Origin of the sequence: Mesorhizobium sp. M6A.T.Ce.TU.002.03.1.1, from assembly GCF_003997275.1 — a bacterium.
In the GTDB taxonomy this organism is placed as follows: Bacteria; Pseudomonadota; Alphaproteobacteria; order Rhizobiales; family Rhizobiaceae; genus Mesorhizobium; species Mesorhizobium mediterraneum.
This window is the reverse complement of sequence record NZ_RZTI01000033.1, coordinates 1-12,653: the sequence shown is the minus strand read 5'-3', so window position 1 is coordinate 12,653 and position 12,653 is coordinate 1. Positions and strand designations below refer to the sequence as shown.

Annotated in this window: 13 protein-coding genes; 5 read left to right on the top strand and 8 right to left on the bottom strand. The window is 61.6% G+C overall.

Features of this window, described 5'->3' with window-relative positions; translation table 11 throughout:
- Positions 1–216: 216 nt before the first annotated feature.
- The 8 genes from EOC93_RS12960 to EOC93_RS35360 all read right to left on the bottom strand — a co-directional run bounded on the left by EOC93_RS12960 (position 217) and on the right by EOC93_RS35360 (position 8,063).
- Positions 217–501 carry a copper-binding protein gene (locus EOC93_RS12960; RefSeq protein ID WP_095485179.1) on the bottom strand — a complete coding sequence of 95 codons (285 nt, stop codon included), beginning with the start codon at positions 499–501 and terminating at the stop codon, positions 217–219.
- Positions 502–527: 26 nt separating this feature from the next.
- The gene (locus EOC93_RS12955; protein ID WP_095485180.1) at positions 528–1,016 is read right to left on the bottom strand and encodes a cupredoxin family protein; all 489 of its coding nucleotides are present in this window, start codon (positions 1,014–1,016) and stop codon (positions 528–530) included.
- A 43-nt stretch (positions 1,017–1,059) separates the two neighbouring features.
- Positions 1,060–2,418 (bottom strand): copper oxidase, encoded by a 1,359-nt coding sequence (locus tag EOC93_RS12950; protein ID WP_095485181.1) that lies wholly within the window; start codon positions 2,416–2,418, stop codon positions 1,060–1,062.
- Between the two features lie 17 nt (positions 2,419–2,435).
- On the bottom strand, positions 2,436–3,893 hold the full coding sequence (locus EOC93_RS12945) for a TolC family protein (RefSeq protein WP_127204794.1): 1,458 nt from the start codon (positions 3,891–3,893) through the stop codon (positions 2,436–2,438).
- Between the two features lie 313 nt (positions 3,894–4,206).
- Positions 4,207–4,740: a hypothetical protein gene (locus EOC93_RS12935; protein ID WP_095485184.1), complete on the bottom strand. Its 534-nt coding sequence runs from the start codon at positions 4,738–4,740 to the stop codon at positions 4,207–4,209.
- A gap of 66 nt (positions 4,741–4,806) precedes the next feature.
- On the bottom strand, positions 4,807–5,244 hold the full coding sequence (locus EOC93_RS12930; protein WP_095485185.1) for a YqaA family protein: 438 nt from the start codon (positions 5,242–5,244) through the stop codon (positions 4,807–4,809).
- A 26-nt stretch (positions 5,245–5,270) separates the two neighbouring features.
- Entirely contained in the window at positions 5,271–7,838 is a 2,568-nt protein-coding gene (locus EOC93_RS34785) for a DUF4396 domain-containing protein (protein WP_127204793.1), read from the bottom strand.
- Between the two features lie 93 nt (positions 7,839–7,931).
- Complete coding sequence (locus tag EOC93_RS35360) at positions 7,932–8,063, bottom strand: hypothetical protein (protein WP_281033141.1); 132 nt, start codon at positions 8,061–8,063, stop codon at positions 7,932–7,934.
- Positions 8,064–8,181: 118 nt separating this feature from the next.
- On the opposite strand from EOC93_RS35360, the gene EOC93_RS12920 reads away from it, so the two are divergent.
- The 5 genes from EOC93_RS12920 to EOC93_RS12900 all read left to right on the top strand — a co-directional run.
- Entirely contained in the window at positions 8,182–8,901 is a 720-nt protein-coding gene (locus EOC93_RS12920) for a FadR/GntR family transcriptional regulator (protein ID WP_095485186.1), read from the top strand.
- A 121-nt stretch (positions 8,902–9,022) separates the two neighbouring features.
- Positions 9,023–9,997, top strand: coding sequence for a sialic acid TRAP transporter substrate-binding protein SiaP (locus tag EOC93_RS12915; RefSeq protein ID WP_095485187.1), 975 nt, complete (start codon positions 9,023–9,025; stop codon positions 9,995–9,997).
- Positions 9,998–10,142: 145 nt separating this feature from the next.
- Positions 10,143–10,715, top strand: coding sequence for a TRAP transporter small permease (locus EOC93_RS12910; protein WP_095485188.1), 573 nt, complete (start codon positions 10,143–10,145; stop codon positions 10,713–10,715).
- 3 nt (positions 10,716–10,718) lie between these two features.
- Positions 10,719–12,125 (top strand): TRAP transporter large permease, encoded by a 1,407-nt coding sequence (locus EOC93_RS12905; RefSeq protein ID WP_095485189.1) that lies wholly within the window; start codon positions 10,719–10,721, stop codon positions 12,123–12,125.
- Positions 12,122–12,653: alcohol dehydrogenase catalytic domain-containing protein (locus tag EOC93_RS12900; RefSeq protein ID WP_164759127.1), on the top strand; the 532-nt coding region annotated here is incomplete at its 3' end. The genes EOC93_RS12905 and EOC93_RS12900, both read left to right, overlap by 4 nt.

Below are 12,653 nucleotides of genomic sequence, written 5' to 3'. Positions count from 1 at the left end.
CGGCGGGTTTTTCGGCCTGGTGCCCTTAGTCGGCGACGCGGCCTTTCCACCGGCCAGGTACTGGGGTCTGACGTCTCAACATCCGTGCACTGGATCGACAACACGGTCCCAGGCGAAAAGCGCCTTGGAACTCATCACCTTGCAAACTGTCGCGCCGGATCGCTTGCGAAAACCTCCGGCGCCGCGGATTTTTCAACCCGCGGCACCAGTCCCGGATCACTTGATGCCGGTGACCGTGATGCGTCCGTTGACGCGGTCGGCTGTGAACTCGATCGCCTGACCGGTTTTGACCTTCTTGAGCAGGCCCTGCTCGGCGACGACGAACACCATCGTCATCGCAGGCATGTCGAGATTGGTCAGCGGCTCGTGCTTGATCGTCAGCTTCTTCTGTTTGGCGTCGACCTTGATGACTTCGCCCTTCACGTATTCCTGCGCAAGCGCGCTCCCGCCGATGGCGAGCACGAGCGCGAGTGCCGAGAGAGCCTTTACCAATAGTGTCATGATTAGCTTCCTTTGCGGTTTAGCAGTCAGTTGGCGACGGTGATGTCGCCCTTCATGCCGGAATCGTAGTGGCCCGGGACCAGGCAGGCGAAGCCGAATTCGCCGGCATTGGCGAACGTCCAGATGATCTCGCCTCTGGCGCCGGGCGCCAGCCGGATCGCGTTGGGATCGGCGTGCTCCATCTCGGGGAATTTCTCCATCAGCGCCTTGTGCTCCATAATTCCGTCGTGGACGTCCATGACGAACTCGTGATCGATTTGGCCCTTGTTGATGAATTTCAGGCGAACGGTCTCGCCCTTCTTCACCTTGAGGACGGCCGGTTGGAACAACATTTTTCCGTCGTCCTTCTCCGACATCGAGATGTTGATGGACCGTTTTGCCTTGCTAGCCTCGCCAGGGCTGCCGATCGGCATTGTGGCGGCTTTGTCGCCATGGCCTCCGGCATGGGTTCCACCGGCAAGAGCTGCTCCCGAACTGACCGCCATCAAAACGGCCGCTGCGATTATACGTTTCATGCTGCACTTTCTCTCATTGTTGAGGTTGAGGGGTTTCGGTTTCTCATCCCTGTTTGCCGTGACCGCCGTGCGCTGCCGGGGCCATCGTTTTTGCGTCGCCTGATTTCGTCGGAGCGGGGACATCCCCCTTCCACTCGTAAGCCACGGTTCCCTCCGGATGCTGGTACCATCCCGGATCGGCGTAATCGTTCGAGGCCAGACCCTCGCGAACCTTCACAACTGAGAACATGCCGCCCATCTCGATGGCGCCGAATTGGCCCCAGCCGGTCATCATCGGAATCGTGTTGTCGGGAAGTGGCATCTCCATCTCGCCCATGTCGGCCATACCGCGGTCACCCATGGCCATGTATTCTGGCTGGACCCGGCGGATCTTGTCGGTGACTTTCGAGTTGTCGACGCCGATGAACGTGGGCACGTCGTGGCCCATGGCGTTCATTGTGTGGTGCGACTTATGGCAATGGATTGCCCAGTCGCCCTCGTATTTGGCTTCGAACTCATATGCCCGCATGGCGCCGACGGGAATGTCGATCGACACCTCCGGCCACCGCGCCTCCGGCCGGACCCAGCCGCCATCGGTGCAGGTCACCTCGAAGTCGTAACCATGCATGTGGATCGGATGATTGGTCATGGTCAGGTTGCCCACGCGAACCCTGACCCGGTCGTTTTTCGCCACAGGAAGATGACTGATCCCCGGAAAGACGCGGCTATTCCAACCCCAGAGATTGAAATCCGTCATCTCCATGATGCGCGGGACGTACGACCCCGGTTCGATATCGAAGGCGTTCAGCAGGAACACGAAATCGCGGTCCACGCGCATGAATTTCGGGTCTTTGGGATGAATGACGAAGAAGCCCATCATGCCCATCGCCATCTGGACCATTTCGTCGGCGTGCGGGTGGTACATGAATGTGCCGCTCTTCACGAGGTCGAACTCGTAGACGAAGGTCTTGCCGGGCGGGATCCCGGGCTGGGTAAGACCGGTCACGCCGTCCATGCCGTTGGGCAGGATCATGCCGTGCCAATGGATCGTCGTATGCTCCGGCAGCTTGTTTGTTACGAAGATGCGGACTCGGTCGCCCTCAACCGCCTCTATGGTCGGGCCGGGAGATTGACCGTTGTAGCCCCAGAGATAGGCAGTCATGCCGGGCGACATCTCGCGCTCGACCGGCTCGGCCACGAGGTGGAACTCCTTCACGCCGCTGTTCATGCGATGCGGAAGGGTCCAGCCATTGAGCGTCACGACCGGCTGGTAGTCCGGTCCGCTCGTCGGGAAGATCGGAGGCTGCATATCAGGGGACTCCATGATTGGTGCGTCGGGCAGCCCCATCGCGGACGTTTTGGTCCATGCAGTGGCGCCGGCGAGCAGGGCTCCCGCGCCTAACAACTGACGTCTTGAAAGCATTTTTCTTCTCCTTGAATTCAGTGGCCTTCGGCGCCTGCTTCGGCCGCGGCCGGTGCGTCGCCGCCCCCGGACGCGCTCGCGCCGCCGCCGTGGATGGCGGTTCCGAGATTGACATCGGCCAGCCAGAAATTGCGCTTGGCGTTGAGGGAAAGCATGATCGAGCTGATTTTCGCGCGTGTGTCCGCCAGCAGCTCGAACGTGTTGGTGATCATGCCGTTGTAGGTGAGGACCGACTCCGCCTCGATCTTTGTTCGCAGCGGCACAACATTGTTCCGATAGTGCCGGGCAATGTCGTAGGTCGAACGGTAGGCGTCATAGGCGGATCTCGCCTCCGACCGGATGTTGACCGCCTTTTCCGCGAACCGGTTTGCGGCTTGCATGTAGGCAAGCTCGGCCTTGCGCATGCGTGCCTTGCCGGCATCGAAAATCGGAATGACGAGCTCGAGCTCGAGAGTGGGTGAGACACTCGTCTCCGTTCCGCCCTCCTCCGACTCCTCGCGTTCCACCTCGACGCCGGAAAGTAGTTCCAGGTCGCTGACGTAGCGCGTCGCCTCGGTCAGACCGTAGGATTTCGCCAGCGCCTCCAGCTCAAGTTTCGCGATCTCGAGATCGACGCGATTTTTTAGCGCCTCAGCCTCGATCGCGCGTTTGGCCTTGGCCCCTTTGGGCAGGGCTGGAAGCATGTTGGGGACCGAGTAATCGACGTCCGGTCCCCATAGACCCATCAGCCGGGTGAGCTCTTCCTTGGCAGTCCGGGCAGCGAGCCGCGCTTCCGCCGCCTGACCGGTGATCTCGGCATAAAAGACGTGTTCGCGGGCTTGGCCGGTCTTTGTGAAGGCACCCGTCTCTCCAAGTTTTTGAGCGAGTTCGGAGGCAGAGTCGGCGGCGGCTTGCGCCTTGTTCAGATAGGAAACGCTCTCCCAGGCCGAGACAGCATTGATCCAGGCCCGCCGCGTATCCGCAGCCAGTCGTAGCGTTTCTTCGCCGGCGCGGAGCTGGGCCTGACGGAAACGTGCATCCGCGACTGCGACGCGCCGCTTGTGGGTCGCCAGCGCAAGGATGTTGCTGACCACCGCTCCTTCAATCGTCCGCACGGGATCGACACCGATCATGCCGACGGAGATCGTCGGATTGACGAGCATCGTCTCCTGCCACATGTCGGCCGCCGACAAACCGATCTCGGCGTAGGCGGCCTGCAGGCCCTTGTTGTTGAGCAAGGCGACCTGCACCGCGGTGTCCGGGCCGATTGTCTTCTTCTGGACGAGGCGCTTCACGCGCTCTGAAGCCGTCCGCGCTTCCTCGCTGGATTGCACCCATACGGTTTTCTTGCCGGTCACGGACTCGGCACGCGCCGCAACTGTCGTGAAGCCGGCCATCGGGGCCGAGATGCCATCAAGGACCCCGCTGGTCGTGCATCCGGCTGCGATCAGCGGAATGGTCACCACTGCAGCTATGGTCAGGAACCGGCGCGTCATGATCCGGCTCCCGGGTTCACGGGAGAACGTTCTTGATTGAGACGCCGCCAATTCCGCGGATCGACTGGCTCCCGGTGGCGATAGTCGACGACGACCGGGTGGTAGTGCACATCACGGACGCCCATTGCGGGATCGGCCGGATTGAAGGCGGGAAGGATGTCCGGCGGCGTGGTTGCCGCACATCCGGTAACTAACAGCGATGCGAGCATCGCGGAGCTTGCGATTTTCATTGTAGACCTGAAACATGACGTATGCGTTTGGCCGCGCGGGAACGGATTCCCGACGCTGCGCGCGAACGCCCCGAAAGGGCGCGTCAGTTCAGATGTTTGGGGGGCCTTATGAGCGCTGTGTATTCGCCAAGCGGCAAAGTGACGGCAACGACGGGCGCAAAGCAACGGGAGACAACATGCTCCAAGTCAGGGCAGTCGACCGGCACGGCATTTGCCGGCGCGCAATGGGCTTCACAGCTCTTGTCGGCGGATTGCTTGGCGCCGTGATGATGCTCCGATGTGTCCGCGTCGTCCGCCGTGGCGCCGTGATCGCCCATATCGTGTGCGGCTGTCTCGGCCTGGAGATGCACCCCGGCGTGAAAACCCGTGGCATTGGCTGTGGCGAACAGACCAGGCTGAAGAGCCGACATGACCAGGAACAAAACCGCCAGCATTGCTCGGAGCGGTGCGTTTCCTAGGATCGTGAATCGACCAAGAGTCCTCATCAACCCTTCCGACAATTGTTCGGCTGATTTGTCAAGGCCGCCCTCGACCAGTTTGCTGCAGTGCAACCAAAAGTGAAGGTTGTTGTAAGGACGGTATTGCTCGAAGCCGCCATGTGCCACCACATTTTTCATACATTTTTGTATGGCCTGTTTATGGCCCGCGCAAAAAGCGGCGCTGCGATGTCCGCGATTCCGGTTTTACATCAGGTTCAGCACCGCCCCGGCGACGACCAGATAACGCGAAACCTTCGCGAGGGCGACTATTGCGACAAAGCTCCATAGCGGCTCGCGCAAGACCCCAGCGACCACGGTCAGCGGGTCGCCGATGATCGGCATCCAGCTTAACAGGAGCGACCATCTACCGTAACGGCGATACCAGTTCGTTGCGCGGTTGAGCATCGCAGGACGCAGCGGAAACCATGGCCTGTCCCGGAAGCGTTCGATCCCTCGACCAAGCCCCCAGTTCACCGCCGAGCCCAGGACGTTGCCTATGCTGGCGACACCAACCAGCACTGCGGGCGAGAAGGAACCCGTGGCGAGGAGCCCTGCAAGGGCGGCCTCCGACTGCGCCGGAAGGATGGTCGCCGCGGCGAAGGCAACAGCAAATAGGCCGCCGTATACGGCAAACACATCCATCTATGTTTTCGCTTTGCGGAAGGGCTTCAGGATTGCACATCGATCACGACCATCAGTCCGCCACCGCCCTTCTCTTCGACATTGTTGTTGGTCGTATGGTGCCCGATATGGCAGTGGATCAGCCATTTTCCGGGCCGACGTGCCTGCCAGACGACATCGTAGCGTTGCCCTGGTCCGACGTTGACTGTGTCGGCAAGGAAACGCGCCGACTCCGGGATCGTCTCGCCGTCGCGGGCGACAACTTCGAATGGACCGCCGTGGATGTGCATCGGGTGGATAAACCCATTATTGGTGCCGATGAAGCGTACCTTCAGAGTTTCGCCGACCTTCATCCTGATCGTGTCCGTCGAAGGATAGGCGCGGCCGTTGATCGTGAAATAATTCGGCTGCCCACCGTCCATCGGCATCGACGGAAAGGTCAGGCCCTCCCGCATCAGCCATTCCTGAAGCTGAATAACATAGTCGTGGTCTGCCGCAATCTCGTCCTGGGGATTGGCAGGATCGATGATGAGCGCGCCGTAGAGTCCGAGCGCCTGCTGGCGATCGACATGGTCATGCGAGTGATAGAAGTAGGTCCCTGATTGGCCCGCCGTGAATTCATATCGGTAGCTGCCGCCGGGCGGGATGGGCTCCTGCGTGATCTCGGCCGGGCCATCCATTTCGTTCGGCAGGATCAATCCATGCCAGTGCAGGGTCGTGCTCTCCGGCAGGCGGTTCGTGACGTTGATGCGCACGCGGTCGCCTTGCCGGATATGCAGCCGCGGGCCCGGAACCTGACCGTTGATCGCATAGGCATCGACTTTCACGTCAGGCAGGATCGCCCAGCGGATGACCGACGTTTCAAGGTCGAACACCTTCACCCCGTTCTCCATCCTGGCTTGCAGTTCCCGGTCGCCGCGTACCTCCAGGCCATGACTGGCCGTGACCAGGCGAGGATGCACGGCGGCCATGTCGAGCATCGCTGCAGCCGGCGTGTCGCGGTCCATAACCATACCCGGCGGCATGATAGCGCCGCCGACGTCTCGCGCGCTGAGGGTGAGGTTTACCCAATTGGCCGGAGCGATCATGCCGAGCGCCAGCGCAAGCACGGACACGCCGCCGAAGGCCGCGAGTTGCGGGACAGTTGCATCCGGTTCCATCCCGTGACCGCCATGCGGACCACGCGACCCGCCTCCCCCATTGCCATGGGCTGAGCCGTGGCCGGATCGAGATCCCTGCCGACGGACCCTGTGCCCAGCTTCATGCTGATGCGCCTGCATGCCGACGCCGTGGCCAAAGACCATCTCGCCTCCATGCCACCCCGTGAATGCCAACAGGGCGACGACTGCTGCGGACATTGAGAGACCCCAAGGCAGCACGGTATCGGCCTCACCCACTGAATTTCGCAACCACAGGCTGGCTGCTCCTATCGCCAGAACCGCGACGTTTCCGACGAGATGATAGCGTGCGTGGTAGAGCGCGCGAATCTCGGCGTTTGCCAAAAAGTCGGCCAGACCCGCGGTAGCAGCGACGGCGCCGGTCACGACGCCGCCGGCAATCAGCCATGTGGCTGCGCTCGCCGTTGCCGGCGAAGCCGTAAGCCAATAGGCGATGTCGGCAAGCAGTGCCGCCATGAAAAATCCGATCGGAAGCGGCACGAGCATAGGATGAAGCGGATGACGGCCGATCCTCGCAAAGGCAGCGATGCCCGCTCCCCCATGCGTCGATCTGTGGCCGGATCCATGATGGCCAACCCCTGGATTGCCGCCCGCGCCGCCATGTCCAGGGTTAGCGTGTTCGTCAACGCGCGCGTGAGCGCTGTGGCTTGGTCGATCTCCCGTCGGTTCAGGCTTGCGCTTTTCCTCGTGGTGACGGTGCCCCGCTACCCCGGCTTCCGCGCCGCTATGCGCGTGCTCGCGCCTGCCTTCCCTCGCCTTGTCGAATTCCGGTTTGCGTTCGGTCATCAGCCCATGCTTCAGGCCACGGGCCACCATCCATACGTTGGCAGGATATGCAGTGATGAATCCAACAATCACGCCAAACGACATCACGCCCCAGAACAGGAGCTCGGTCGGTTCCATGGCCCGCATGTCGCTGCCCATCATCAGGAAGCTCATGACCGGCGCCATGCCCGCCATCATGAAATTCATGCTGATGAACTCTGGCATGAAGCTCTTGCGGACATTCTCCCAATAGGTGCCGCCCATCATCGATTTCATGAACAGCGACTGAAAGATGAACAGGCCGAAAGCGAATCCGGCAACGTACTCGACGATGAGGTCGATCCACATCGGCAGCCCGAGAGCGGCGGTGATTGCTGCCGCGAGGATGATGCCGGTGGCGTCTCCGGCGACGCAGTGGATCGTCGAGCCGACGCCTTGCTTCCAGAGCGGCTTGGTGAACGCCTCGTGTTCGCCCGGCCGAGGCTCCTTGTCGGCCAGCACGTAAATCAGCAACCCCAGCGGCCCCATATAGAGCGTGACCAGGATGAAGCCCCATTTCATTACCACGGGCTCGGGATTGTTGCGGAACTGATCCCACGCCACGTAAGCCGTGCTGAGGGCCGCTAGAACGAACCAGACTGCAAGAAAGTAGTCGACGGGCTGTACGAACACTGCGGAACTCCTGTCGGTTTTCTCTCCACTGACCTAGAGCGACGGACTGTTTCGGCCCGCCTCCTTGAACGCGCCGCGCCATAGGCCCTTCCCCTAGAAACTCCCGGAGATGGTGCTGGCGGCGAAACCATTCGATAAGCCTTCCAGTTGCTGGAAGGTCAAGAGTTGCCGTCCAGCCATGGCCGATCCGTCGTTTCCAAGAAAGACACGGAGAATGAGTTCCATGGGCGTTCTCTGCTGCTTGACTCTCCGCTTTTTTCGCGGCACCTTCGATTAATAGGTCAGACCAATTTACCGATCCGGGACCAGCCCGATGATTCTGTTGAAGTAGAACTGGGTGAGAATGCCGATCCAGGCCGTTGAACCGCGTCGACTTTACCGACAGATCGCCGATCAGCTCAGGCAGCTGATCGACGCGGGCGAGTTCGTAGTCGGCGATCGCCTGCCGACTGAGCGCGAACTGGCCGATCAGCTTGGCATCTCCCGCCCGACCGTCCGTGAAGCGCTGATCGCGCTCGAGGTCGAGGGGCGCATACGCATTCGCGTCGGCTCCGGCATCTACGTCACCGACCGGCCGCGTGCCGAGGTTTTGACTGCAGAGATGGATGAAGGCCCGTTCGAGCTGTTGCGGGCACGCGAGTTCATCGAAGGGGCGATCGCCGCCGAAGCCGCCCTCCATGTTCGGCCGATCGACATCGAACATATGGACGACGTGCTGCGCCGGATGGAGGACATACCTCACCCGACCAAGACGACGATCGCGCTCGACCGCGAGTTCCATACGATGGTGGCGGGCATTCTCGGAAACGCCGTCCTGGTGCGCTGCATCGGCGAGCTTTTCGACCAGCGCATGAACCCATATTTCGAACGCCTGTCGAGTTATTTCGAGAACAGGGATTCCTGGCGGGCCGCCGCGGAGGAGCATCGCGCGGTGCGGGACGCGATCGCGGCGCGCGAGCCCGAACGGGCGAAGGCCGCCATGCAGGAACATCTGCGTCAGTCGCAACTGAGATTCTCACGCAATTTCGGTGAGAAATCCGTGGCCAGGGAGGTCGCGGAATAGAGCATCGGACCCAAAAGCAGGAATCGGTTTTGGGAAATCCGATGCTCAACTAAAATATCTAGCAGTCGGCCGGGGGGAGATCCGGTCGGAGCAGTCAAATCCAACCTCAGGGAGGAACACAATGCTGAGAAAATACGCAGTTCTACTCGGTGCGATCGCAGCGATCGCTATGCCTTTGGCTTCGGCCTCGGCGCAGACAGCTCTGAAATGGGCCCACGTGTATGAGACGTCGGAGCCCTTCCATACCGAGTCCGTGTGGGCAGCGGAGGAGATTAAGAAGCGCACTCAGGGCCGCTACACCGTCGACGTCTATCCGGCCTCGCAGCTCGGCAAGGAAGCAGACATAAACCAGGGCCTGACGCTCGGCACGGTCGATATCATCATCTCCGGGTCGAGCTTCGCGGCGCGCGAATATCCGCCGATCGGCGTCACCTATTTCCCCTACATCTTCCGCGACGCCGACCATCTGCTGAAATACACCAAAAGCGACGTCTACAAGGCGTTGACCAAGGGCTACGAGGAAAAGTCCGGCCATCACATAACGGCCACCACCTATTATGGCACCCGGCAGACCACCTCAAACCGGCCGATCGCCAAATGCGCCGACATGCAAGGTCTGAAGATGCGCGTCCCCGACGTGCCGGCCTATCTCGCCATGCCGCGTGCCTGCGGCGCCAACACCGCGCCGATCGCTTTCGCCGAGGTGTATCTGGCCCTGCAGAACGGCACAGTCGAGGCTCAGGAGAACCCGCTGACCACCATCGAGGCGAAGAAATTCTACGAGGTGCAGAAGCACATCGTGCTCACCGGACACATCGTCGATCACCTCAACACGATCGTATCGCAGTCGCGCTGGGCCTCGCTTTCCGACGAGGACAAGCAGATCTTCACGGAGGTGATGCAGGAGGCGGCCGCCCGTGCCACGGCAAAGATCGTCGCGCGCGAAAAGGAACTGGTGCAGGTGTTCAAGGATCGCGGCATCACCGTGACCGACATCGACCGTGCCGATTTTGAGAAGAATGTGCTTGAGAAGGTCACGTTCGAGGAGTTTGGCTACAACAAGGCCGATTGGGAAGCGATCCGCGCGATCAAGTAGAGTATCGGGAAAATCAGGTGCTCAGACAAGGGGATAGAGCGGCAACCGGATTCGCCGCTTTAACCTGCCCGCCCGTCCGGCCCCACGTTGCGCCGGACGGCCTTTCCAACCCTTGACGACTCACCAGCTTCGGGAGCCCGCGCCAATGGCCGAGGAACACCATGCCGAGATCACTGTCGAAGAGATCGCCCACGCTTTCGAGGAGGTGCCGGTACACATTGACCTGTCGGACCACGGCATCGAGGACTGGATCACGCTCGCCGTGTTCTGGGGCATGGTCGTCTGTGTCTTCCTGCAGTTCTTCACCCGCTATGCGCTGAACAACAGCCTTGCCTGGACCGAGGAGATCGCCATCAACGCGCTGGTCGTCGTCGTTTTTCTCGGCGCCGCCATGTGCGTGCGCGTCTCGCGTCACATCCATGTCGATGTACTCTACCATTACCTGCCGGAGCGTGTCGGCCGCTGGCTGGCACTCGCTGTCGACGTCATTCGTGTCGTCTTCTTCGCCTACGGAACCTGGCTGATGTGGCGCTACGTCTCGATCGTGGCGCACGAACGCATGGTCACCGTCAACCTGCCGCGCCGCTGGTTCTTCTACGCCGTCCTGGCAGGCTTCGCGCTGATGTTCGTGCGCTCGATCCAGGTCTTTGTCGGCAACTACAGGCGCGGCTATTCGGTTCTTGAGCGCCCGGGTGCGTTCGAAACGGCGGGAGACTGAGCGATGCTGCTTTTGGTCGGAGGCTTTCTTGTCCTAATGCTGATTGGCGTGCCGGTAGCCGTGTCGATGGCGACTGCCTCGGTGCTCTACCTCGTGCTCTATGGCGTCGCGCCCGACATCATTGCGGCCCAGCGCATGATTGCCGGGGTGGAGAGCTTTCCGCTGCTCGCCGTTCCCTTCTTCATCCTTGCCGGCAATCTCATGAATATTGCGGGCGTCACCGGGCGCATCTACGCCTTCGCCCTTGCCCTGGTCGGCTGGATGAAGGGCGGCCTGGCGCAGGTCAACATCATCGGATCGGTGATCTTTTCTGGCATGTCGGGCACCGCGCTCGCCGACGCCGCCGGCATCGGCACGATCGAGATCAAGGCGATGAAGGATCACGGCTATCCGATCGAGGCGGCCGTCGGGGTCACCGCAGCATCGGCCACGCTCGGGCCGATCTTCCCGCCGTCGCTGCCCTTCGTCATCTACGGCATGATGGCGAATGTCTCGATCGGCGCGCTGTTCATGGCCGGCATCTTGCCCGGTGTGGTGATGACCGTGCTGATGATGGTGACGGTCGCCATCTTCGCTTACAGGCGCGGCTGGGGCTCCGACACGTCGTTCGAGCTTGGACGGCTCGCCGAAGCTGCCGGCGAGGTGCTGGTGGTGGCTGCCTTCCCGCTCGCCTGCTATCTGCTGGTGCAGCTTGGCCTGTCCATCAATGTCGCGGTCGGCATCGCGCTGCTGGTGCTGATTGCGGCCGACTGGTATTTCAATTTCTCCGCGGTCATGGCGCTGATGACGCCGGTAATCCTGATCGGCGGCATGACGATGGGCTGGTTCACGCCGACCGAGGCGGCGATGGCCGCCGTGATCTGGTCGCTTTTCCTCGGGTTGGTGCGCTACCGCACGATGACGCTGCGCACGCTGGCAAAGGCCAGCTTCGACACGATCGAGACGACGGCCTCCGTGCTCTTCATCGTCACGGCCGCCTCGATATTCGCCTGGCTGCTCACCGTCAGCCAAGCGGCACAGCTATTCTCGACCTTCATCTTCGCGCTGACCGACAACAAGTGGGTCTTCCTCATCCTGGTGAACGTCCTGATGTTGGTGGTCGGCTGCTTCCTCGATACGATCGCGGCGATCACCATTCTCGTGCCCATCCTGTTGCCGGTGGCCGCCGTGTACGGCATCAACCCGGTGCATTTCGGCCTGATCATGACGCTTAATCTGATGATTGGTCTCCTCCATCCGCCGCTCGGCATGGTGCTGTTCGTCCTCTCGCGGGTCGCCAAGCTGTCGGTCGAGCGCACGACCATGGCAATTCTGCCCTGGCTCGTTCCGTTGATCGTTGCGCTGATCCTGATCACCTTCATCCCCGCCATCACGCTGTGGCTACCGACGCAAATGGGACTGATCCGATGATCGATAGCGCAGTCGCTGCGACGCTGTTCGGCCCTGAGGATCTGCGGGTCGTCGAGCACCCGCTCTGCCCCCTCGCACCGGGAATGGTGCGCGTGCGCTTCGGCGCAGGCGGCATCTGCGGTTCCGACCTGCACTATTTCCGGCATGCGCGGACCGGCGATTTTGTCGTCACATCGCCGCTCGTGCTCGGCCACGAGGTCGCCGGAGAGATCGTGGAAATCAACGCGGACGCGTCAGGACTTGCCGTCGGCGATCGCGTGGCGGTCAACCCGTCGCGCTGGTGCGGACAATGCGCGCGATGCGCGGAGGGCCGCGCCAATCTCTGCGAAAACATCTATTTCATGGGCTCGGCGTCGAAAACGCCGCACATGCAGGGCGGTTTTGCCAGCGTGTTCGACGCCACACCCGCGCAATGCATCAAGGTCCCGCCTGATGTCGCCTACCAGGCGGCGGCACTCGCCGAACCGCTCGCCGTCAGCCTGCACGCAGTGGCGCGGGCCGGCGACATCGCCGGCCGCAACGTCATCC